Here is a 20624-nt window from a genome sequence, read left to right on the forward strand (position 1 = left end):
ATCAGCAAAAACGCTTTCTATATATAGACGCGCCCCCATCCAATGCGCAGTATATTGCCCACTACCACAACAATACTGTGTTTTTGCCTTGGATGCTGCCGCGCAATGAATGATCAACCTCGCTCCCTTGCTTCCACATTGTTTCCGGTTTGCCTGCTCATGATAGCTATGGCGTCCATCCAGTCGGGCGCTTCTCTGGCCAAAAGCATGTTCCCCATTATCGGCGCGCAAGGAACAACCACTCTTCGCTTGATCTTTGCCAGCGTGATCATGCTGCTGATACTGCGCCCATGGCGTGCAAAGCTGACCGCCAAGTCTCTTCGTACCGTGATCGTCTACGGAATGGCATTGGGCGGAATGAACTTCCTCTTCTATATGTCGCTGCGCACAGTGCCGCTAGGTATCGCCGTTGCGCTGGAATTCACCGGCCCTCTGGCTGTAGCTATATATGCCTCTCGCCGCGCCATCGATTTTGTATGGATTGCGCTTGCTGCCGCCGGCTTGCTTCTATTGATACCCACCGGGGCAACCACTGCCGGTATTGACCTGGTCGGAGCGGGCTACGCGCTGGGCGCCGGGGTCTGCTGGGCGCTGTACATTTTGTTCGGGCAAAAGGCCGGCGCCGACAACGGGGTGACGACGGCAGCCCTCGGCGTGATGATCGCCGCGCTGTTTGTGGCGCCAATCGGCATTGTTCATGCCGGCGCTGCGCTGCTTACACCATCGCTGATTCCGATCGCTATCGGCGTCGCCATTCTGTCCACCGCCCTGCCCTATACCCTGGAGATGGTCGCCCTGACGCGTATGCCCGCGCGCACCTTCGGCACGCTCATGAGTATCGAACCGGCCTTCGGAGCATTGTCAGGTCTGCTTTTTCTCCAGGAATACCTTTCATTGTCACAATGGCTGGCCATCCTGTGCATTATTCTGGCGTCAGTGGGCGCAACCATGACCATGGGCAGCGGAGCAAAGCCTGCTGTCGCGGCCGACTGAAGCGTTATAGAAAGTGGGGTCTGGTAATTGGCGCTCATTTAGGCCATGTTTAGCTTCGTAACCCATCGCCAGGCATGGATTTTTTCGCAAAGGACGGCACAACGCTGCAAACGCGAGCGAATACAGGCAGACCCGAGCACCAGACTCGCGGCCGCTATTAAGGATGGTAATGAAACGAATTTTGCTACTGATCGCCCTGCTGGCGATCGCGAGTTGCGCAGCGACCTCGGAAACCCAGGTCAAACGCGGCAAGAAGGGGCTGCACATCAACTGTTCCGGACTTTCCTCCTCATGGGACAAGTGCTACACCAGCGCCGCCAATTCCTGCGCGCCCAAGGGCTACAAGGTGATCGCCAAATCCGGGGACGCCGTGGAAGAACCTGGCGATTATCCGTTCGGCCTGAACCCCGCCGGTTATACCAGCCGCAGCATGATCGTCATCTGCAAATAACTACTCGGCTCGTGGCAAAGCGAGCTGACGCGTAATTTCCTCGTGACTCGAGCGCAACACCGTACGCTGCACGTCCGGTGTTGCCAGCATCCGCGCGACCACCAATGCACCCACGCATTGCGACAGCACCGACCAGGCCAGACTCTCGCTTTCCAGTATCTCGGCCCAGCCCTGCTGAAGGCGGCAGATCCATTCTTCAGCCTGCTCACGCACCAGTACATCGGCACGGGCAATCTCCGCGCCCAATGTCGGCAGCGCGCAACCGGCCTCGGGTTGCTCGACGTGGGCCATGCTCAGGTACTGCTTCAGACAACGCTCCAGCCGCTGCCGATCTGCACCGCCCTGGCCACCAAGGCGCTCAAGACTTTCACTCAACTCTCGCTCGACGATGGCAGCGAACAACGCATCCTTGGATGAAAAGTGGCTGTAGAACGCGGCGCCACTCAAACCGATGGCTTTCATCAGGCCATCCACGCCCACCGTGGAAAACCCCGATTTCTTTGCCGACAGCGCGCTGCTTTGCAGCAATCGTTCGCGGGTTTCCGATTTGTGTCCGGCCGAATAACGCATGTCATCTCCTGAAGTAGATCGCCTTGACGCTGCCCGAATCCTAGCATAACGTTCGTTAACTAAACGATCGTTAACCCAAAGGGATTCACCCATGAATAACAAGAAGGTCGTGTTGGTTGTCGGTGCCGGTGATGCCACCGGCGGGGCAATTGCCAAGCGCTTTGCCAGTGAGGGGTTTATAGCCTGCGTGACCCGGCGCAGCGCCGACAAATTGCAGCCTCTGGTTGACGCAATCATCGCTGAGGGCGGTGAGGCCCATGGTTTTGCCTGCGATGCGCGCAAGGAAGATGACGTCATCGCCTTGATCGAAGATATCGAAACCCGCGTCGGCCCGATCGAGGCCTTTGTCTTCAACATCGGCGCCAACGTGCCCTGCAGCATTCTCGAAGAAACCGCGCGCAAATATTTCAAGATCTGGGAGATGGCCTGCTTCTCCGGTTTTCTCAATGCCCGTGAAGTGGCCAAGCGCATGGTCACTCGGCAGCGCGGCACGATTCTGTTCACTGGTGCCACGGCCGGGCTGCGCGGTGCTTCTGGATTTGCCGCTTTCGCCGGAGCCAAACACGGCATCCGCGCACTGGCGCAAAGCATGGCGAGAGAGTTGGGGCCGATGAACATTCATGTCGCCCACGTCGTAGTTGATGGTGCGATCGATACCGACTTCATCCGCGACAGCTTTCCCGAGAAATACGCGACCAAGGATCAGGACGGCATTCTCGATCCAGGGCACATCGCTGAAAACTATTGGTATCTGCACAGTCAGCCACGGGATGCCTGGACCTTCGAGCTGGACCTGCGCCCATGGAACGAACGCTGGTAAGCCCTCCCCCCTCATTACAACAATAAGAGAGCGATTTGATCATGACGAAAACCGTGGAATTCTATTTCGACCTCGGCAGCCCCACCACCTATCTGGCGCACACCCAGCTAGCGAAAATCTGCGCCGATACCCAGAGCGAACTGAACTACATCCCGATGCTGTTGGGTGGCGTGTTCAAAGCCACCGGCAACGCTTCGCCGGCAATGATTCCGGCCAAGGGCCGCTACATGTTTCAGGACCTCGATCGCTTCGCCAAACGCTACGGCGTACAGCTCAGATTCAATCCGCACTTTCCAATCAACACGCTGATACTGATGCGTGCCGTCACTGGCATGCAGATGCGCCAGCCGCAGCGTTTCGCCGAGTTCGTCGATTGCCTGTTCAAGGCGCTTTGGGTAGAAGGCCGTAACCTCAACGATGCCCAAACCGTTGCCGCCGTGCTGACTGAAAACGGCTTCGACCCCCAAGAGATAATGGCGCTGACCAATGATGAATCAGTAAAAGCCGCACTCAAGGAAAACACCGAAGCCGCCATCAAGCGCGGCGTTTTCGGTGCCCCAAGCATGTTCATTGGCGATCAGTTGTTCTTCGGTCAGGATCGACTCGACTTCCTGGAAGAGGCATTGCGCCAGGATTGAAGCCGAGACCCAAGGCACCGCGAGCGGTGCCTTGGGTAAATCGATCAAATGGCCACAGTGCGCTCGTTCAGCCAGCTCAGCGCCGCGCCATCCAGCAACGGGCTCAGACGCTCGCGTACTTCACTGTGATAAGCATTGAGCCACTGCTTTTCTTCCTGAGTCAGCAGGTCAGCAATCAGGCAGCGAGTATCGATCGGGCACAGCGTCAGGGTTTCGAACTTGAGGAAGTCGCCGAATTCGCTGCTGCCGGCCTCGCGGTTCATCGCCAGGTTCTCGATGCGCACGCCCCAGCGGCCCGGGCGATAAGTGCCGGGTTCGATCGACGTGATCATCCCCGGCTGCATCGCCGTCTGCGGTGCCGGTGCCGCTTGATAAGCGATCACTTGCGGACCTTCGTGAACGTTGAGGAAATAGCCCACGCCATGACCCGTGCCGTGACCGTAGTCGACGTTGTCAGCCCAGATCGGCGCACGAGCGATGGCGTCGAGCAGCGGCGACAGAATGCCTTTCGGAAATCGTGCCCGCGACAGCGCAATCACGCCTTTCAACACGCGCGTGCAATCCTGTTTCTGCTCCTGAGTCGGCGTACCCACCGGGACCATGCGCGTGATGTCTGTGGTACCGCCGAGGTATTGACCACCGGAATCGATGAGCAACAGACCATCACCCTCGATCAACGCATGCTCCTCTTCAGTAGCGTGATAGTGCGGCATCGCACCATTGGCGTTGAACGCGGCAATCGTGTTGAAGCTCAGCGAAACGTAATCGGGACGCCGCTCACGGGCAGCGGTAAGTTTCTCGTCGATGGTCAGTTCGGTGATGCGCTCGCGCCCCCACGCTGACTCCAGCCAGGCAAAGAATTCGCACAACGCCGCGCCATCCTGCTCCATGGCTTTACGGATGTGCTGCGCGTCGGCTTCGCTTTTCTGCGACTTGGCCAGCGTGGTCGGGTTGAGGCCTTCGACCAGTTTCACGCCACTGTCCAAGTTATCCAGCAACCCCGTGGTCACTCGCGCCGGATCGACCAGCAGGCTCGCGCCACTCGGCACAGCACGCAACGCATCGGCCACTTCGCTGTAGTCACGCAGCGTTACGCCATCCTGTTCGAGCACAGCGCGCAGATCGGCATCGACCTTGCTCAGCGCCACGAACAGCGTGGCCTGTTGCTGATAGATCAAGGCGAACGAAACAAACACCGGATTGAACGAAACATCACCGCCACGCAGGTTGAACAGCCAAGCGATGTCGTCGAGGGTGGCGATGAAATGCCAATCGGCGCCACGCTCTTGCAAGGTTTCGCGCAATTTCGCGAGTTTCTCGCCACGGCTGACGGTCGCTTGTGGCGGCAGATGCTGATAGATCGGCGCGTTCGGCAGGCTCGGGCGATCACGCCAGACTTCCTGCAACAGGTCGGTATCGGTGCGCAGGCGAGCGCCGCGTACTTCAAGTTTGCTGCTCAGCGTGCGCGCCGAAGCCACCGCCATTACCGCACCATCCACGGCAACCACGCCGCCCTCGGGGGTTTGCTCGGCCAGCCAGTCCAGCGGGCTCGGTTGCCCCGGTTGCAGCTTGACCAGTTCGATGCCGCTGCCGTTGAGCTCTTTCGTCGCCTGTTCCCAGTAACGACTGTCGGCCCACACACCGGCGAAATCCGCAGTGACGATCAGCGTACCGACCGAACCGTGGAAACCCGACAGCCATTGTCGGCCCTGCCAGTACCCCGGCAGGTATTCCGAAAGATGCGGGTCGGCGGACGGCACCAGCAGCGCATGGATGCCTTCGCGGCGCATCAGTTCACGGGTATGCGCCAGGCGCTGAGGCACCGATCCTTCGGTCAAGGTGTGGGAACTCATCATGTCTCCTGCTAATCGCGTCATCGTTATTGTTCGTAGCCTTCGCGGCCATGGAAAGCGTCTGCTGTTTAGAGCCCTGCCGCCCAGAATGCCGGGGCACTGGCACAGGCGGTGGTGATCAGGTCAACGGCCTTGTCGACATCCTCAACGGTGGTAAACCGCCCGAGGCTCAAGCGAATGGTGCGCCCCGCCAGCCGCGCATCGTGTCCGAGCGCGAGCAGCACGTGGGACGGCGCATTACTTGCGGAATTACACGCCGACGTCGCGGAAAACGCGATCGAATGGCTCAATGCGGCGCTGTTGAACTCGCCCTCGCTGAAGGTCAGGCTCAGGGTGTGCGGAATACGTTGCGAGGCACTGCCATTGAGGCGCACGCCGGGCAACTTCAAAAGCTGTTCGAGCAAGCGTTCGCGCAAAGCGATGATGGATTTTTTCTCTTCATCGAATGCGTCGGCGGCCAAAGCGAAAGCAGCGCCCATCCCGGCAATCTGATGAGTCGCCAGGGTTCCGGAGCGCAGGCCACCTTCATGACCGCCGCCGTGGATCTGTGCCTGCAAGCGTCGCTGCGCCTGCGGGCCGACATACAAGGCGCCGATGCCCTTGGGGCCGTAGAGTTTGTGTGCGGAAAACGACATCAGATCCACCGGCCAGCGGCTCAGGTCGATCGCGACTTTGCCGGCGCCTTGCGCCGCATCAACATGAAACAACGCCTGCCGAGTGCGCACCACTTCGCCAATCGCCTCGACATCGTTGACCGTGCCCAACTCATTGTTGACCAGCATCAGCGAGACCAGAAAGGTGTCGTCACGCATCGCTTCGCTGACCGCTTGCGGCGTGATCGAGCCTTGGGCGTCCGGCACCAGATAGGTCACGGCAATGCCCGAGTCCTGCAATTGCCGCGCGGTGTCGAGAATGGCCTTGTGTTCGATCTGACTGGTAATGATATGGCCGCCGGGAATGCCACGGGCCTGAGCGACGCCTTTGAGGGCGAGGTTGTTGGATTCGGTGGCACCGGAGGTCCAGACAATCTGCTCAGGCTGCGCGCCGACCAGATCGGCGACTTGCCGACGTGCCTGCTCGACCGTCTGCCGGGCCTGCTGGCCGAAAGCGTGGGAGCTGGACGCCGGGTTACCGAAGTTACCGTGAAAGCCCAGACATTCGATCATCACCTGGATGACCCGCTCGTCCACCGGGGTGGTGGCGGCGTAATCGAAATACAACGGACGTGTGTTCATAAAGGACTCGCAGAGCGTGTTCCGGGATCAGGAGGCTCGTGTCTGCAAACGACAATGCACAGCCTCGTGAGCTGTGCATGGGTTCGAGAGCGTCATCAATACCTGATCGGATGCCGTTAAAGAAGTAGGGCTTCATTTAAAAGTGCGTAGGAACGCTCCTGAAACCGAGCTTAACAGGCAACGGGCCGGCGATTGAAGCAATGCGTCAGTGAAAGCTTTCGAGAAGTAACGGATACAGCGAGATCACCAACAGCGCCGCCATGCCCCAATTGAACACGCGCAACCAGCGCGGATCTTTCAGCACATTGCGCAACAGCGTGCCGCACGCCGCCCACAGGCCGACACTGGGCAGATTGATGATGGCGAACACAGCCGCGATGATCACGACGTTATAGAAATAACCCTGCATCGGCGTGTACGTGCTGATGGCACCGATTGCCATGATCCACGCTTTGGGATTGACCCATTGGAACGCCGCGGCGCCCAGATAGCTGATCGGTTTCGCCTCGCCGTGGGCACTGTCGCCGACCGGGCCGGAGTGGGCGATCTTCCACGCCAGATACAACAAATACGCCGCGCCGACATAACGCAGCACCGTATACAGAATCGGATAGGCCTGAAACACGGCGCCAAGGCCAAAGCCCACCGCTACCACCAACAGGAAGAAGCCGCAGCTGATGCCGAGCATGTGCGGAATGGTGCGGTTGAAACCAAAATTCACTCCGGACGCCAGCAACATGGTGTTGTTCGGCCCCGGTGTGATAGAGGTGACAAGGGCAAAAAGGGCAAAGCCCAACAGCAGATCAAGCGAGAGGTTCATCGAGGCAGTCCATCCAGGGTCGTTCAGCTGTTGACCCTATCCCACACGGCCCGGCAAACCCACGGACAGTTAGGGAAAACTTCAAGCAGTACAGTTTGCTTTCAGCTCGGACGACCGTGCAGCTGTATGGCACGTTCGGCGCTCATCTCACCCTGTTGGTCGAAGCCGAAAGTCTTCTGCGGCTGGCCGAGCAATTGGGCTTTTTTCGCGTGGTATTCGTCGAATGACAAGCCGCTGCGGTTCAGCGCTTCCAGCGCCAGTTCGCGGGATTCTTCAGCGGTGTAAGGGCGCAGCTCGGGCGAAACATGGCCGGCACAACCGGCGAGTACGGAAACAGCGAGCATCAGCGAAACAGTCAGTAAACGGTTCATGGGAGCGTCCTGGCGAGCAATGTGGGGTCGATGGAGAAAGGCTACGCCCGGGCACGCTCGCGCAGAAATCAACGCTCTCAATAGTGGCTATCAGCTTTGCGCTAATACTGGCTGACCGGCAAACGGCAGTGCAGCGCGTCGTCGTGGCTGCGGGCGATACTGCTGTGCACCTGGAACGAGTTGAAGGTCACGGTTTTCGCCCGATGGGTACGGATCAATTGCCAGAAATCCTCCTCGCCGCTTTCGAAACTGCGAAACGCCGCCTCCCCCGCTTCGCGGCTCTGCCATTGCAAAAAGCTCAGCACGCGGCGGCCGTCGTCGCTGGCCTGCACGCTGGCGCTGAGAAACCCGTCGTAACGCTGGGCCAGCCCCTCGGTCTGCGTGGCCAGTGCCGTGACCAGCGCTGCTTGCTGGCGGGGTTCGATTTCGAATTCGATCAATTGGGTAAAGCTGCGATTGCTCATGGAAAGCCCCACTCATCTTGAAGCGAGCCTTGCGACCCGAAGAGCTGCAGGGTAAAACCTCTAGTTAAGTCAAGGTCAAGAGTATTTTCCGCATGATCAGCAAGGAGCAGGTGCACAAGCCTCTCACCGTGGGTGAGGTTGCGGCGCGCAGTGGCGTCGCGGTCACGGCGCTGCATTTTTATGAAGCCAAAGGTTTGATCAAGAGTGAACGCAATGCCGGCAACCAGCGCCGCTATCCGCGCGCCGTCCTGCGCCGGGTGGCGTTGATCAAAGTCGCGCAACGGCTGGGGATACCGTTGGCGGAAATCGGCGAAGCGCTGAAAATCCTGCCGCAGGATCGCGCGCCGTCTGCAGCTGACTGGAAAACGCTATCTGAACAATGGCAGCGCGAACTCGATGAACGAATCAGGCAATTGACGCTGATGCGCGATCAGCTCACCGGGTGCATCGGCTGCGGCTGTCTGTCCATGGAGGCGTGTCCGTTACGCAATAAAGGCGACATGCTCGGTGACCGAGGGCCAGGCCCGCACTTTCGCGATGAGTAATGATTGCTGCTCGTCGGCGGAAAACATGTGCAGTAAGGACGGTTCTATAGTGATTGCTCCGGGTAAATCCGGTGTAACCACGTCTGTTGAAAACAAAAACAGGGAGAACGTCATGAGCGTCAAACCCATTCCCGAGGGGTATCACAGCATTACCCCGTATCTCGGCATCCAACAGGCCGCCGAGGCCATCGAGTTCTACAAGAAAGCCTTCAATGCCAGCGAAGTCATGCGCCTGACCATGCCCGACGGCAACATCGGCCACGCCGAGCTGCGCATCGGCGACAGCGCGATCATGCTCGGCACGCCTTGCGATCAAGGACCGCTGAGTAATCCGCAGCAAGCGGTGTCGATTGGTTTGCATCTGTATGTCACCGATGTCGACCAGTCCTTTCAACAAGCACTGGATGCCGGGGCGCAAAGCGTCTCCGAGGTCAAAGACCAGTTTTACGGTGATCGCAGCGGCACGCTGAGAGATCCGTTCGGCCATCTGTGGTTTCTCGCCACGCACAAAGAGGATCTGAGCGAAGAGCAGATTCGCCAGCGTGCGATGGAGATGTTCAGCCAAGGCTGAGGGCTTTTTGCCTCGGATCGACCGGCAAAAAATGCACTGGCGATGTAATTGCGAAACATTTACTTTCATATACGCTTTCGGGATTTTCTTCGCTCATCCGTCTTATAGGAATGCAGGCCGTTCGCGTAGGCAAAAGCCACGAACGGCCTCCCGGGGAGTTCCGTGCTGCGAAGCCCGTAGCCCGGCCCCTTCCACCGCAATCAAGACGCGCAATCATGTCGAAGAAATCCCGTTCCAAACTGTGGTTCCTGGTGCATAGCTGGCTGGCGTTGCCGATCTGGTTCTTTGTGTTGATCGTCTGTGTCACCGGCACGCTGGCGGTGGTCAGCCAGGAGATTGTCTGGCTGGCCAACCCGCAAATGCGCGCCAGTCAGCCGTCGGACGACGCGCCGCGACTGAGCTACGACCAGATTCTCGCCGCGATCAAACAGGCCGAGCCGCAAACCCTGGTGCAGAGCATCAATCGTCCGGACGAGTCGCACTTTGCCCTCGATGTCGAAGTCAGCTACCCCGACGGGCGCTCGTTGACGGTCTATGTCAATCCGTACACCGGGGTCATCCAGGGCACCGCGCCGGCCTTTGATTTCAAAGCGTTCACCCGCGCCCTGCATGGCTGGTGGCTGGTGCCGTTCACCAATGGTTACAGCTGGGGCTGGTATCTGGTGTCGCTGCTCGGCGTGCCGATGCTGGTGTCGCTGATTACCGGGCTGGTGGTGTACAAGCGCTTCTGGAAAGGTTTCCTGCGCCCGACACTGCGCGTGCGCCACGGCGCGCGGATTTTCTGGGGCGACTTTCATCGCCTGTGCGGCATCTGGTCGATCTGGTTCATCGCGGTGATTTCCATCACCGGCATCTGGTTCCTGATCAAGGCGATCCTGTTCGATAACCAGATTTCCATTTCCAGCGAACCGATCATTCCGGCGATGTCCCGCGAAAGTGTGCCGATCTCGGCCGCCGGCACCCCGCCGCCGCGCATCAGCCTGGACCGCGCCATCGAAATCGCCCAGCAGAAGATTCCGGGGCTGGAAGCCAGCTACGTCAACCTGCCGGGCAATGCCTACTCGCACATGAGCGTCAGCGGCCGTGGCTGGTATCCGCTGATGTATCAGACCGCGACTCTCAACCCGTACAACGGCGAAATGGCCTCCTCACGGTTGCTGTCCGATCGCTCCTCGCTGGAATTCGTCACCGAATCCATGCGCCCGCTGCACACCGGCGACTTCGGCGGCATCTGGATCAAACTGATCTGGTTCTTCTTCGGTCTGTTGCTGAGCATGATGATCCTCAGCGGCCTGCTGATCTGGACCAAGCGCACCGCGTTGGCCACCGCCAATGCGCTGAAACGCGAGGACAAGAAAAACCGCGTCACCGCCCAACCGGCGCTGCGCCGTGAACCTTCGGAGGCGAGCCTGTGAACAAAGCCATCTCGGTCACACCGCCCTCGCGCCTGTCGCGTTTCTGGCACAAGTGGCGTTTCCACATCAATGTCCTGCTGTTGCTGATCCCGCTGGGCTTCATGCCGAAATACTTTGCCGATGCCTCGCTGTTTCGCGGCGACAGTGGCCTGGGCCAACGAGAAATAGGCACGGTTCAGGTCGGCCCGTGGAGCCTGCGCCTGGCCGAACTGCGCGACGAGGCACCGCACCTGAGCGGTCCGGCCGGCTATATGAAGGATTTCACTGCCGCCGTTTGTGATACCTGCGTCGAACAGGTCAAGGCTACTTACCTGCGCATCGGCAAGCCGCGCAGTCTGCGCGCCGCTGGCACGATCTTCTTCGGTACGCCTTATCGCATGGGCACGCAAATGCCGATCCCGGCAAAGACCAAACCTGACGCCGAGCTGTGGATCACCATGGAAGGCTGGGACGGCAGCATGCACCAGGCCGCGATTCCCCTGAGCCAAGCCTCCCCCGCCACGGTTGCGTGGCTGAACAAACAAGGAGCCAAACCATGACTCGCTCACCCCTTCACACCCGTTTGCTCGCCAGCGCCGCGCTGCTGCTGAGCGCCGGTTTCAGCGCCAGCGCCCTGGCGCACAACCCGATGTGCGAATGCAAAGCCATCGATGCCGAACAGATCAAATGCACCGGCGGTTTCTCCGACGGCAGCGGTGCGCCGGGGGTGACCCTCGACGTGATCGGCTACGACGAAACCATTCTGGTGCCGGGCAAATTGGGTGATGACTCGACGCTGACGTTCAAGAAGCCCGGCAGTGAGTTCTATGTGCTGTTCGATGCCGGCCCAGGCCACGTTGTGGAAATCGACCAGGCGGATATCGAAGCCCCATGAGTAGCCCGACGACGCAAGTGGTACGCCCGGCCGGCGCCGGCCATGAAACCCTCAACGTGCTGCTGTTGTGCCTGCTGATCCTCGCGGTCGCCGGCTCGGTGGTGGCGTGGCGCGGGGTTTCCCATGATCCGGAGCCGGTCGCGAGCAACCAGTACGACGCCCGCCGCGATCTCAGCGCCGCCGAGCAAGGCATCTATGCCGACCTGCGAGTGACCCTCGACGAAATCCGCTTGCTGCGCGAAGAGCAACAAGCCCTGCCGACGCCACAAATGCTCGCCGACGAAGGCTTTGCGCCGTTCGCGCAGGATGCCAGTTCGGTCAGCCGTGGCGGTCACGCATGGCAGATGTTCGCCGATCGCGCCTATTTCGGTCGGAGTGCGACGCCTGACGTCGCCGGCTCGTTTCTGATGCGTGTCGGCACCGACGCCAACGCGGCGCCGGACATCTGGCTGAACCGCAGCGCCGATTCCGCAGCTGCTGAGGATCTGTCTGACGCCGCGCTGTCCGCCGCTGGCTGGAAACAGATCGTCGCGCAATTCGATGCCGGGGTTACCCGCGAACATCGCCATTGATTCCTCGCCTTTATCCGAGAGAAGACTGCTTGCCCATGTCCATTTCATCTCCTCGCCGCCCCTTGTTACGCCTGTTTCTGCTTGGCCTGTGCGCCTGCCTGCTGAGCCCGTTGGCCAGCGCCGAGCAAGGCAAACGCCTGCGTATCGGCATCACTCTGCATCCGTATTACAGCTACGTCGCCAACATCGTCGGCGACAAGGCCGAAGTGGTGCCGCTGATTCCTGCGGGCTTCAATCCGCACGCCTACGAACCGCGCGCCGAAGACATCAAGCGCATCAGCGGACTGGACGTGATCGTGCTCAACGGCGTCGGCCATGACGACTTCGCAGACCGGATGATCGCCGCCAGCGAAACACCCAACGTCAAAACCATCGAAGCGAACGAAAACGTGCCATTGCTGGCGGCCACCGGTGTCGCTGCGCGCGGCGCCGGCAAAGTGGTCAATCCGCACACGTTCCTGTCGATCAGCGCCTCCATCGCCCAGGTCAACAACATCGCCCGCGAGCTGGGCAAGATCGATCCGGACAACGCCAAGATCTACACGCAAAACGCGCGCGCCTATGGCAAACGCCTGCGGCAGATGCGCGCCGACGCGTTGGCCAAACTGACCCAGGCACCCAACGCCGAACTGCGCGTGGCCACAGTGCATGCGGCTTACGACTATCTTTTGCGTGAATTCGGTCTGGAAGTGACGGCCGTGGTCGAGCCCGCCCACGGCATCGAGCCAAGCCCGAGTCAGCTGAAAAAGACCATCGACCAGTTGCGTGAACTCGACGTCAAAGTGATCTTCTCGGAGATGGATTTCCCGTCCAGCTACGTCGACACCATCCAGCGCGAATCCGGGGTGAAGCTGTACCCGCTGTCGCACATTTCCTACGGCGAATACACCGCCGACAAGTACGAAAAGGAAATGACCGGCAACCTCAACACCGTGGTTCGGGCGATTCAGGAGTCGGGGGCATGACATCGAAGGAAACCTTGATCGCCGATCACGCTGAACCGCCTGTGGGAGCGAGCCTGCTCGCGAAGGCGCCGGATCAGGCGACATCTCCGCTGAATGACACTCCGCATTCGCGAGCAGGCTCGCTCCCACAGGGGATGACCGGGCCATCGCTGGAGTTTACGGAAGTGAGCCTGACGCTGGGGCGCACGACGATTCTCGACAAGGTCACTTTCCAGGTGCAGCCCGGCAGCGTGCATGCGCTGGTCGGCCCCAACGGCGGTGGCAAGAGTTCGCTGATCAAGACCCTGCTCGGGCAGATGCCGCATCAGGGCCAGCTCAGCCTGCACTGGCCCGGCGAGCCCGGCACCATTGGTTACGTTCCGCAGGCGCTGGAGTTCGATCGCGGCTTGCCGATGACCGTCGACGATTTCATGGCTGCCATGTGTCAGCGCCGCCCAGCCTTTCTCGGTTTGAGCAAACACTACGCCGGCACCATCGGCGAGGCACTGGAGCGGGTCGGCATGCAGGACAAGCGCAAGCGCCGCATGGGCGCGCTGTCCGGCGGCGAGCGGCAGCGGGTGCTGCTCGCGCAGGGCTTGATTCCGGCGCCGCAATTGCTGGTGCTCGACGAGCCGATGTCGGCCCTCGATGAGGCCGGGATCCAGGTGTTCGAACGTCTGCTGACTGACTGGCGCGCGGCGGGCATCACGGTGTTGTGGATCGAACATGACCTGGAGGCGGTGGGTCGGCTGGCCGATCGGGTTACCGGTCTCAACCGCCGCGTGCTGTTCGATGCCACACCGCAACAGGCGCTGACTCCGGAACGTCTGCTGACGCTGTTTTCCACCCATCCACGGAGCGCGGTCTGATGAGCTACGAAGCCTTTCGTTTGATGGTCCAGGGTTGGGCGTCTTCCGGTTATCTGCCGGAAGCGCTGGCCTACGGTTTTGTCGTCAACGCCTTGCTCGCCGGCCTACTGATCGGCCCGGTGCTGGGCGGGCTCGGTACGCTGGTGGTGGTCAAGCGCTTCGCGTTCTTTTCCGAAGCAGTCGGCCATGCCGCGTTGACCGGTGTTGCCATCGGCATTCTGCTCGGCGAACCCTACACCGGCCCGTACGGCAGCCTGTTTGGCTACTGCCTGCTGTTCGGCATCCTGCTCAATTACTTGCGCAACCGCACAGGGCTGGCACCGGATACGCTGATCGGCGTGTTTCTCTCGGTGTCGCTGGCCCTGGGCGCGAGCCTGCTGCTGATTCTTGCCGGCAAAATCAACGTGCACATTCTGGAAAACGTGCTGTTCGGTTCGGTGTTGACCGTCAACGGCAATGATCTGGCGGTGCTGGCCATCGTCGGTTCGCTGGTCATGGCCCTCGCCCTGCCGCTGTACAACCGCATCATGCTCGCCAGTTTCAATCCGCAACTGGCGGCGGTGCGTGGCGTAGCGGTGAAGACCCTGGATTACCTGTTCGTGATCCTGGTGACCTTGATCACCGTCGCGGCAGTGAAGGTGATTGGCGCGATTCTGGTCGGTGCCTTGCTGGTGATTCCGGCGGCAGCGGCGCGCTTGCTCAGTCAGTCGCTGAAAGGGTTTTTCTGGTGCTCGGTGCTGATCGCTACCGTCAGCACCCTGTGCGGGATTCTTGCGCCGATCGTATTCGATCTGCCGATCCCGTCCGGCGCCGCGATCATTCTGGTCGCCGGCATCGCTTTCGCCCTCGCCGCCATTGCGCGCGGCGTCGTCCCCAGCCTGAAAGGGAACCTTGGATAAATGGCTTTTTCACTACGTAACCTGACTCTGGCCATGGCCCTGTGTGCCGTGGTCTGCACTCCGTTGCTGGCGGCTGAAACTGCGAAACCGTTGCGCGTTCTGGCCTCGTTACCGATCACCTATGGATTGGGCGAAGCATTGCTCAAGGGTACCGACGTCAAACTCGAACGTGCGGCGCCGGCCAACCTTCCGGGTAGCCGTCAGACTGCGTATTTCACCGGCCGTGGCGCTCCGGCGCTGAGCAAACTGGCCACCGACGCGGACGCGGTAATCGGTCTGCGTTCGCTGTGGGCCGATGATCCGCTGTACCCGATCGCGCGGCGCAGCAATATCCGTATCGTCGAAGTCGACGCTGCGCGACCGGTCGACGGCGCCCTGCCCGGCATCGCCGTGCAGCCGGCCCTGCAGGTTGATGGTCTGAACAGTCAGCCATGGCTGGCGAGCAACAACATGGGGCGCATGGCCGATGTGATGGCTGCAGACCTGGTGCGCCTGGCGCCGAGCGCCAAGCCTGCAATCGAAGCCAACCTGGCGGCGTTGAAACAGCGTTTGCTGAAACTCAGCGCGGACACCGAAGCGCGTCTGGCCGAGGCGGACAACCTGAGCGTGATGAGCCTGAGCGATCACTTCGGCTATCTGATTGGCAGCCTCAACCTTGAACTGGCGGGACAGGATGCGCGTCCCGATGCCGATTGGACGCCAGAGGAGTTGAAGAAGCTGACAGCGACGCTCAAGGACAATGACGTGGCGGTGGTGCTGCACCATCGCCAGCCCGCGGAGCCGGTGAAAGCGGCGATTGCCGAATCCGGCAGCCGCTTGGTGGTGTTGAGTACCGATGCGGCAGATCCGCTGGCGGAGCTGGAGGGGAATGTGGATTTGTTGCTCAAGGGGTTGAGCGGAGCGTAGTTTCAGTAAATCCGCGTAATCGTTCTTCGCGAGCAGGCTCGCTCCCACAAGGGATCGCGTTTCAACTGTGGGAGCGAGCCTGCTCGCGAAGAGGCCCGCACCCACAACGTCACTCTCCAGACATGAAAAAACCCGCTGACCATCACTGGTCCAGCGGGTTTCTTTTGCCCGGTCGCTTATTGCGCCGCGACTTGCGCATCCATCTTCTGGCGCAGGCTCAACGGGCGCATGTCGGTCCAGACTTCTTCGATATAGGCCAGGCATTCCTTTTTCAGGCCGCTCTTGCCCACCGTGCGCCAGCCTTGCGGCACAGCTTTGTAATCGGGCCAGATCGAGTATTGCTCTTCGTGGTTGACCACGACCTGAAAGAGGATGTCCTCGCGGTCGAATACTGACGTCATGCTGGTTCTCCATCGTTGTAAGGTCGGCTGCACAAAGAATGCAGCCGGGTATGTAGAAAGAACGTTCGCCGCGCGGAAAAATTTACAGCGCGGTGGTGGCAGCGGCCAATGCGCGACCGAAGATCTCGGCCACCCGGTCGATTTCCGCGGCAGTGATCACCAGCGGCGGCAGGAAGCGCACCACTGCGCCATGGCGACCGCCCAGCTCCAGAATCAGGCCACGCTTGAGGCATTCACGCTGCACAAGCGGCGCCAGACGCGCAAACGCTGGCGGATGACCGAGCGCGTCGGGCGCGCCGTTCGGGTCGACCAGCTCAACGCCGAGCATCAGGCCGCGACCACGAATATCGCCGAGTTGCGGAAAGTCGCGTTGCAGGATGTGCAGATGCTCGCTGAGTCGATCACCCATGGCGGCGGCGTGCTCGCAAACCTTGTGCTCCACCAGATAGCGCATCACCGCTGAACCGGCGGCCATGGCCATCTGATTGCCGCGGAACGTGCCGGCATGGGCGCCGGGTTGCCAGGTGTCGAGCCAGTCGCGGTAAACCACCACCGCCAACGGCAGGCTGCCACCGATGGCTTTGGACAGTACAACCACATCCGGAACGATACCCGCGTGTTCAAAGGCAAACATCTTGCCGGTACGGGCGAAACCGCTCTGGATCTCATCAACGATCAACGCCACACCGGCCTTCTCGGTGATCCGGCGCAAGCCGCGCAACCACTCGATGTCCGCCGGTATCACCCCGCCCTCACCCTGTACCGCCTCAACGATCACCGCCGCCGGCAATTGCACGCCGGCCTCGGGATCGTTGAGCAGGCTTTCCAGATAACTCAGATTGGCGTTGACGCCCGCTGCGCCGCCCAGACCGAACGGGCAACGGTAATCGTAGGGAAAAGGCATGAACTGCACGCCGTTGCTGAGCAACGCACCCAATGGTTTTTTCGGCCCCAGGCTGCCCATCAGGCTCAACGCACCTTGGCTCATGCCGTGATAACCGCCGGAAAATGACAGCACGGTGCTGCGCCCGGTTGCGGTGCGCACCAGTTTCAGCGCTGCTTCCACGGCGTCGGTGCCGGTCGGGCCGCAGAACTGGATTTTCGCTTGCGCCGCCAACTCCGTCGGCAGCAGTCCGAACAGGTCCTGGACGAATTGATCCTTGACCGGCGTAGTCAGGTCGAGGGTGTGCAGCGGCAGCTCATCGGCCAGCACCTGCTGGATCGCCTCTATCACCACCGGGTGGTTATGCCCCAGCGCCAGCGTGCCGGCTCCAGCCAGGCAGTCGATGAATGTACGTCCTTCAACATCCTCGACATACAGGCCCTTGGCACGCTTGAGCGCCAAGGGAATACGCCGAGGGTAACTGCGCGCGTTGGACTCCTGCCGGCTCTGTCGCGCCAGCAACGGTGATTCGTTGAATTCGTACAAGGTTTCCGCCGGCGCCGAGGCGACCCGGGCCGACGACGCTTCGATAACACTGGTGGCGACTGACATCTCTCGACCCCTCAATTCGCTATGGATAGTGACCAGAACAGCACACCGACAGGTGCGCGTTCCGGTCGCGGGGCGCACTTGCAGGTTTTCCTGTTCTGGAAACGCTTCAGCGCGGTGCGGATTTACACCCTTGATCGAGTTGTTCGGCCGGTGAGGACAAAGGTTTGCGCAGCGGCACGGTTTGCAGGCCGATGGAGTGGCCGGGTGGCGCTGCCTGTTGGTAACCCAGATGCCGATAGAACGCCTCGGCGGTGCGCGTGCTGTTGAGGTGCACATGCTGCACACCACGAATGCGCAACCAACCCTCGAGATTGTGCATCAGCGCTCTGCCGACGCCTCGGCGGAAGGATTCCGGCTGGACGTAACACAGCAGGATTTCGCCACTGACCCGGGCCATGCCGACACCGACCGGTTTGTCTTCAAGCAAAGCGACGCAGAGATAGAAATGTGGGTCGGCGAGCCGGCTACTGATGAAATCGGCGGGAGAACGGTTGAGCCAGTCGCTGACGAGAAGTGGATGGTTGCGGTGATCGAGTGCACATCCGATGCGGATCGAGCGCTCGACAATGCGGTTGATGATGCCGGTGTCGGCCAGGGTGGCCGGACGTATGCAGACGGGTGCTTCCATGGCGCAGTTCTCTCAATCCATTGAGTCAAAGCTGGGTTGACCTTAGCCCCAACCCTGGCGGATAGCGACCGCCGAAAAGTTACATTTGATGTGCCAGAACATGTTTTTTTTGGGAACGAGCCTGCTCGCGAAAGCGTCGGACCAGTCAACGTCGATGTCGAGTGAGTTACCGCATTCGCGAGCAGGCTCGCTCCCACAGGGAACGGTCAGAGGGTTTGCAACGGCATGGTCAGTTCGACCCGCAAGCCATCCGGGCGGCTGTCGAAATGCAGGGCACAATCACAGCGCTGAACGATCGCCTGGACAATTGCCAGCCCCAGCCCGCAACCGGTGCTCTGGCCGTTGCGCCAGAAGCGTTGGGTCAGATGCTGCAAATCATCTGGCGCAATGCCGGGGCCATGGTCACGCACGACAAAACGCACGCGATTGCCGATGTTTTCCAGATGGACCTCGACCGCGCAATCTTCAGGCGTATGGCGCAGGGCGTTGTCGAGCAGGTTACGCAGTGCAGCAATCGCCAGCACCGCAGGCATTTGCAGCGGTGCGGCGGACAGGTCGTCCGGCACGTGCAGTTTGATCCGCAGCCGCTCGCCGCCAGTGGCGTCCTGGATCGCCAGTCGGGCCACTTGCTCGGCGCTGCATTGCGAGCCGTCATCAAACGACAGACTGCCTTCGACCCGCGCCAGCAACAGCAACTGTTCAAGGGTGCGGTGCAAGCGATCGGCGCCCTCCTCGGCGCGGGCCAGCGACTGATCGCGGGCACTGCCGTCGGTCATGCGCGCGACTTGCAGGTGGGTCTTGATCGCCGTCAGCGGACTGCGCAGTTCATGCGCGGCGTCACCGGTCAAGCGACGTTCACGCTCGATGGTCTTGCCGATGCGCTGGAACAATTGATTCTGGGTTTCCAGCAACGGCTTTAATTCGCTGGGAAACGCCTGCAACTGCAAGGGCTCAAGGGAATCGGCATTGCGCCGCATCAGCGCCTCGCGCAGACGATTGAGTGGTGCAAGACCCTGACCAATCCCCAGCCACAACAAACACAGGCAGCCCAGCAACGCCACACCCACCGGCACCGAAGCAGCGAGCAGAATCGACATGTTCAAGGCTTCGCGCTCGATCTGCCGATCCGCCGTAGTGATGCGCACATCGCCCCGGGCCAGGGTGAAACTGCGCCACGGTGCGCCGTCGATCATCTGATCGTGAAAGCCCATTTTCTCGGCTTCCAGCGCTTGCTCGGGGTTGTTATGGCTTCGCGCAAGAATCTCGCCGCGCAATGAGCTGACCTGACAGGCCATGCCGCCAGGAATATTCAGCTGTTCAGCGCTGAAGTGGGTGCCCTCGCCCTTGCTCGGCAGCGTCGGCAATTGCTCGAGCAAGCCGGCGACCATGCGCGCCGAAGCGACCAGACGCTGGTCGAGGGAGAACATCATCTGATTGCGCAGATCGCTGAGCATCCACGCTGCCGCCAGCGCCCAGATCAGCGCGAAGGCAGCGCCGAGCGTCAGACTCAGGCGCAGGCGCAGACTCATCACTTGCCTTGCTCTCCGCCATCGGCAGGCCCAAGGCGATAGCCCAGACCACGCACGGTTTCGACGATGCCTTTGCCAAGCTTGCTGCGTAGGTGATGGATATGCACGTTCAGTGCGTTGCTTTCCAGTTCATCGTTGAAGCCGTAGACGCTGTCCTTCAGTTGCTCGGTGGACAGCACCCGGCCGCGATTGTGCAGCAATGCCTGCAACAGCGACTGCTCGCGGCGCGACAGGTCCACCGGTTGCCCGGCGAGGCGGGTTTCGCGGCTGCTCGGGTCGTAGGTCAGCGCGCCGTGCTCGATCAGATTGACACTGCGCCCGGCCACGCGGCGCAACAGCGTTTGCAAGCGAGCGAACAGTTCGCGCAGGTCGAAAGGCTTGAGCAGGTAGTCGTCAGCGCCGGCCTGCAGACCGTCGACACGGTCGGTCACCGAGTCACGGGCAGTGAGGATGAGAACCGGGATTTCCAGGCCGCTCTGCCGCAATTGCTGGAGCAACTTTAGGCCATCTTCGTCGGGCAAGCCGAGATCGAGAACCATCACGTCGAATTCGGCGACCTTGAGCATCGCCCGCGCCTTGGACGCGGTGTTGACGTGCTCGACGGTCAGGCCCTGTGCCTTGAGCCCGGCGACGATGCCGCTGGCGATCAGCTCATCGTCTTCGCAAACCAGTACGTGCATAGGGGCTCCGGAAATAAAAAAGGCGAGTGAAGCAGGCAAGGATTAAGGGGCAATTATGGCGGCACACGTCGACTTCGCAAA

At 60.7% G+C, this 20624-nt stretch carries 25 protein-coding genes; 14 read left to right on the forward strand and 11 right to left on the reverse strand.

Annotation, left to right across the window (positions count from 1 at the left end; genetic code table 11):
• Window positions 1-105: 105 nt before the first annotated feature.
• Both rhtA and OK411_RS19450 read left to right on the forward strand, forming a co-directional pair.
• Window positions 106-993: a threonine/homoserine exporter RhtA gene (gene rhtA, locus OK411_RS19445; RefSeq protein ID WP_016770790.1), complete on the forward strand. Its 888-nt coding sequence runs from the start codon at window positions 106-108 to the stop codon at window positions 991-993.
• 169 nt (window positions 994-1162) lie between these two features.
• Window positions 1163-1444 carry a hypothetical protein gene (locus tag OK411_RS19450; protein WP_039759777.1) on the forward strand — a complete coding sequence of 94 codons (282 nt, stop codon included), beginning with the start codon at window positions 1163-1165 and terminating at the stop codon, window positions 1442-1444.
• Here OK411_RS19450 and OK411_RS19455 read toward each other — a convergent pair whose 3' ends face one another.
• Window positions 1445-2014: a TetR/AcrR family transcriptional regulator gene (locus tag OK411_RS19455; protein ID WP_071173071.1), complete on the reverse strand. Its 570-nt coding sequence runs from the start codon at window positions 2012-2014 to the stop codon at window positions 1445-1447.
• A gap of 91 nt (window positions 2015-2105) precedes the next feature.
• Between OK411_RS19455 and OK411_RS19460 the strand changes: the two genes are divergently transcribed.
• Both OK411_RS19460 and OK411_RS19465 read left to right on the forward strand, forming a co-directional pair.
• Window positions 2106-2834 (forward strand): SDR family oxidoreductase, encoded by a 729-nt coding sequence (locus OK411_RS19460; protein WP_024013656.1) that lies wholly within the window; start codon window positions 2106-2108, stop codon window positions 2832-2834.
• 41 nt (window positions 2835-2875) lie between these two features.
• The gene (locus OK411_RS19465; protein ID WP_264365554.1) at window positions 2876-3472 is read left to right on the forward strand and encodes a 2-hydroxychromene-2-carboxylate isomerase; all 597 of its coding nucleotides are present in this window, start codon (window positions 2876-2878) and stop codon (window positions 3470-3472) included.
• Window positions 3473-3516: 44 nt separating this feature from the next.
• Here the strand turns inward: OK411_RS19465 and OK411_RS19470 are convergent, their stop codons facing one another.
• From OK411_RS19470 to OK411_RS19490, 5 genes are all read right to left on the reverse strand, one after another.
• Window positions 3517-5325 carry an aminopeptidase P family protein gene (locus tag OK411_RS19470; RefSeq protein ID WP_264365555.1) on the reverse strand — a complete coding sequence of 603 codons (1809 nt, stop codon included), beginning with the start codon at window positions 5323-5325 and terminating at the stop codon, window positions 3517-3519.
• A 68-nt stretch (window positions 5326-5393) separates the two neighbouring features.
• Window positions 5394-6560, reverse strand: coding sequence for an aminotransferase class V-fold PLP-dependent enzyme (locus tag OK411_RS19475; protein ID WP_264365556.1), 1167 nt, complete (start codon window positions 6558-6560; stop codon window positions 5394-5396).
• Window positions 6561-6765: 205 nt separating this feature from the next.
• Window positions 6766-7380 carry a LysE family translocator gene (locus OK411_RS19480; RefSeq protein WP_024013660.1) on the reverse strand — a complete coding sequence of 205 codons (615 nt, stop codon included), beginning with the start codon at window positions 7378-7380 and terminating at the stop codon, window positions 6766-6768.
• Between the two features lie 101 nt (window positions 7381-7481).
• Window positions 7482-7751, reverse strand: a complete 270-nt coding sequence (locus tag OK411_RS19485; protein ID WP_016770723.1) for a hypothetical protein — start codon at window positions 7749-7751, stop codon at window positions 7482-7484.
• A 101-nt stretch (window positions 7752-7852) separates the two neighbouring features.
• A complete protein-coding gene (locus tag OK411_RS19490) occupies window positions 7853-8215 on the reverse strand; it encodes an antibiotic biosynthesis monooxygenase (protein ID WP_110601450.1) in 363 nt (120 codons plus the stop codon).
• Window positions 8216-8307: 92 nt separating this feature from the next.
• Here OK411_RS19490 and soxR point away from each other — a divergent pair, with 92 nt between their 5' ends.
• The 10 genes from soxR (at window position 8308) to OK411_RS19540 (ending at window position 15810) form a co-directional block, all read left to right on the forward strand.
• Complete coding sequence (gene soxR / locus OK411_RS19495; RefSeq protein WP_122507474.1) at window positions 8308-8760, forward strand: redox-sensitive transcriptional activator SoxR; 453 nt, start codon at window positions 8308-8310, stop codon at window positions 8758-8760.
• A 112-nt stretch (window positions 8761-8872) separates the two neighbouring features.
• On the forward strand, window positions 8873-9331 hold the full coding sequence (locus OK411_RS19500) for a VOC family protein (RefSeq protein WP_095182163.1): 459 nt from the start codon (window positions 8873-8875) through the stop codon (window positions 9329-9331).
• A 215-nt stretch (window positions 9332-9546) separates the two neighbouring features.
• Window positions 9547-10746 carry a PepSY-associated TM helix domain-containing protein gene (locus OK411_RS19505; RefSeq protein WP_016770800.1) on the forward strand — a complete coding sequence of 400 codons (1200 nt, stop codon included), beginning with the start codon at window positions 9547-9549 and terminating at the stop codon, window positions 10744-10746.
• Entirely contained in the window at window positions 10743-11285 is a 543-nt protein-coding gene (locus OK411_RS19510; RefSeq protein ID WP_016770801.1) for a hypothetical protein, read from the forward strand. Before OK411_RS19505 ends, OK411_RS19510 begins: the two co-directional genes overlap by 4 nt.
• On the forward strand, window positions 11282-11620 hold the full coding sequence (locus OK411_RS19515) for a hypothetical protein (RefSeq protein ID WP_101155631.1): 339 nt from the start codon (window positions 11282-11284) through the stop codon (window positions 11618-11620). Before OK411_RS19510 ends, OK411_RS19515 begins: the two co-directional genes overlap by 4 nt.
• Window positions 11617-12192, forward strand: a complete 576-nt coding sequence (locus OK411_RS19520; RefSeq protein WP_264365557.1) for a DUF6162 family protein — start codon at window positions 11617-11619, stop codon at window positions 12190-12192. Before OK411_RS19515 ends, OK411_RS19520 begins: the two co-directional genes overlap by 4 nt.
• A 35-nt stretch (window positions 12193-12227) precedes the next feature.
• Complete coding sequence (locus OK411_RS19525; protein WP_016770804.1) at window positions 12228-13157, forward strand: metal ABC transporter substrate-binding protein; 930 nt, start codon at window positions 12228-12230, stop codon at window positions 13155-13157.
• A gap of 134 nt (window positions 13158-13291) precedes the next feature.
• Window positions 13292-14005 (forward strand): metal ABC transporter ATP-binding protein, encoded by a 714-nt coding sequence (locus OK411_RS19530; protein WP_163012731.1) that lies wholly within the window; start codon window positions 13292-13294, stop codon window positions 14003-14005.
• A complete protein-coding gene (locus OK411_RS19535) occupies window positions 14005-14904 on the forward strand; it encodes a metal ABC transporter permease (RefSeq protein ID WP_007917717.1) in 900 nt (299 codons plus the stop codon). Before OK411_RS19530 ends, OK411_RS19535 begins: the two co-directional genes overlap by 1 nt.
• Window positions 14905-15810, forward strand: a complete 906-nt coding sequence (locus tag OK411_RS19540) for a metal ABC transporter substrate-binding protein (protein WP_264365558.1) — start codon at window positions 14905-14907, stop codon at window positions 15808-15810.
• A 176-nt stretch (window positions 15811-15986) separates the two neighbouring features.
• Here OK411_RS19540 and OK411_RS19545 read toward each other — a convergent pair whose 3' ends face one another.
• The 5 genes from OK411_RS19545 to OK411_RS19565 form a co-directional block, all read right to left on the reverse strand.
• Window positions 15987-16211: an MbtH family protein gene (locus OK411_RS19545; RefSeq protein ID WP_016770808.1), complete on the reverse strand. Its 225-nt coding sequence runs from the start codon at window positions 16209-16211 to the stop codon at window positions 15987-15989.
• 82 nt (window positions 16212-16293) lie between these two features.
• Window positions 16294-17706: an aspartate aminotransferase family protein gene (locus OK411_RS19550; RefSeq protein ID WP_264365559.1), complete on the reverse strand. Its 1413-nt coding sequence runs from the start codon at window positions 17704-17706 to the stop codon at window positions 16294-16296.
• Window positions 17707-17812: 106 nt separating this feature from the next.
• Window positions 17813-18334, reverse strand: coding sequence for a GNAT family N-acetyltransferase (locus OK411_RS19555; protein ID WP_052269100.1), 522 nt, complete (start codon window positions 18332-18334; stop codon window positions 17813-17815).
• Window positions 18335-18540: 206 nt separating this feature from the next.
• Window positions 18541-19863, reverse strand: a complete 1323-nt coding sequence (locus tag OK411_RS19560) for an ATP-binding protein (RefSeq protein ID WP_038860405.1) — start codon at window positions 19861-19863, stop codon at window positions 18541-18543.
• A complete protein-coding gene (locus OK411_RS19565) occupies window positions 19863-20543 on the reverse strand; it encodes a response regulator (RefSeq protein WP_016770812.1) in 681 nt (226 codons plus the stop codon). Before OK411_RS19565 ends, OK411_RS19560 begins: the two co-directional genes overlap by 1 nt.
• Window positions 20544-20624: the final 81 nt, after the last annotated feature.

The sequence above is a fragment of the Pseudomonas sp. RG1 genome, assembly GCF_025910115.1.
Taxonomy (GTDB): Bacteria; Pseudomonadota; Gammaproteobacteria; order Pseudomonadales; family Pseudomonadaceae; genus Aquipseudomonas; species Aquipseudomonas atacamensis.

Excerpts from the sequence above, each read along its gene's own strand:
- rhtA (WP_016770790.1), top strand. The coding sequence starts at position 106 with ATGAATGATCAACCTCGCTCCCTTGCTTCCACATTGTTTCCGGTTTGC.
- OK411_RS19450 (WP_039759777.1), top strand. The coding sequence starts at position 1,163 with ATGAAACGAATTTTGCTACTGATCGCCCTGCTGGCGATCGCGAGTTGC.
- OK411_RS19455 (WP_071173071.1), bottom strand. The coding sequence starts at position 2,014 with ATGCGTTATTCGGCCGGACACAAATCGGAAACCCGCGAACGATTGCTG.
- OK411_RS19460 (WP_024013656.1), top strand. The coding sequence starts at position 2,106 with ATGAATAACAAGAAGGTCGTGTTGGTTGTCGGTGCCGGTGATGCCACC.
- OK411_RS19465 (WP_264365554.1), top strand. The coding sequence starts at position 2,876 with ATGACGAAAACCGTGGAATTCTATTTCGACCTCGGCAGCCCCACCACC.
- OK411_RS19470 (WP_264365555.1), bottom strand. The coding sequence starts at position 5,325 with ATGAGTTCCCACACCTTGACCGAAGGATCGGTGCCTCAGCGCCTGGCG.
- OK411_RS19475 (WP_264365556.1), bottom strand. The coding sequence starts at position 6,560 with ATGAACACACGTCCGTTGTATTTCGATTACGCCGCCACCACCCCGGTG.
- OK411_RS19480 (WP_024013660.1), bottom strand. The coding sequence starts at position 7,380 with ATGAACCTCTCGCTTGATCTGCTGTTGGGCTTTGCCCTTTTTGCCCTT.
- OK411_RS19485 (WP_016770723.1), bottom strand. The coding sequence starts at position 7,751 with ATGAACCGTTTACTGACTGTTTCGCTGATGCTCGCTGTTTCCGTACTC.
- OK411_RS19490 (WP_110601450.1), bottom strand. The coding sequence starts at position 8,215 with ATGAGCAATCGCAGCTTTACCCAATTGATCGAATTCGAAATCGAACCC.
- soxR (WP_122507474.1), top strand. The coding sequence starts at position 8,308 with ATGATCAGCAAGGAGCAGGTGCACAAGCCTCTCACCGTGGGTGAGGTT.
- OK411_RS19500 (WP_095182163.1), top strand. The coding sequence starts at position 8,873 with ATGAGCGTCAAACCCATTCCCGAGGGGTATCACAGCATTACCCCGTAT.
- OK411_RS19505 (WP_016770800.1), top strand. The coding sequence starts at position 9,547 with ATGTCGAAGAAATCCCGTTCCAAACTGTGGTTCCTGGTGCATAGCTGG.
- OK411_RS19515 (WP_101155631.1), top strand. The coding sequence starts at position 11,282 with ATGACTCGCTCACCCCTTCACACCCGTTTGCTCGCCAGCGCCGCGCTG.
- OK411_RS19520 (WP_264365557.1), top strand. The coding sequence starts at position 11,617 with ATGAGTAGCCCGACGACGCAAGTGGTACGCCCGGCCGGCGCCGGCCAT.
- OK411_RS19525 (WP_016770804.1), top strand. The coding sequence starts at position 12,228 with ATGTCCATTTCATCTCCTCGCCGCCCCTTGTTACGCCTGTTTCTGCTT.
- OK411_RS19530 (WP_163012731.1), top strand. The coding sequence starts at position 13,292 with ATGACCGGGCCATCGCTGGAGTTTACGGAAGTGAGCCTGACGCTGGGG.
- OK411_RS19535 (WP_007917717.1), top strand. The coding sequence starts at position 14,005 with ATGAGCTACGAAGCCTTTCGTTTGATGGTCCAGGGTTGGGCGTCTTCC.
- OK411_RS19540 (WP_264365558.1), top strand. The coding sequence starts at position 14,905 with ATGGCTTTTTCACTACGTAACCTGACTCTGGCCATGGCCCTGTGTGCC.
- OK411_RS19545 (WP_016770808.1), bottom strand. The coding sequence starts at position 16,211 with ATGACGTCAGTATTCGACCGCGAGGACATCCTCTTTCAGGTCGTGGTC.
- OK411_RS19550 (WP_264365559.1), bottom strand. The coding sequence starts at position 17,706 with ATGTCAGTCGCCACCAGTGTTATCGAAGCGTCGTCGGCCCGGGTCGCC.
- OK411_RS19555 (WP_052269100.1), bottom strand. The coding sequence starts at position 18,334 with ATGGAAGCACCCGTCTGCATACGTCCGGCCACCCTGGCCGACACCGGC.
- OK411_RS19560 (WP_038860405.1), bottom strand. The coding sequence starts at position 19,863 with ATGAGTCTGCGCCTGCGCCTGAGTCTGACGCTCGGCGCTGCCTTCGCG.
- OK411_RS19565 (WP_016770812.1), bottom strand. The coding sequence starts at position 20,543 with ATGCACGTACTGGTTTGCGAAGACGATGAGCTGATCGCCAGCGGCATC.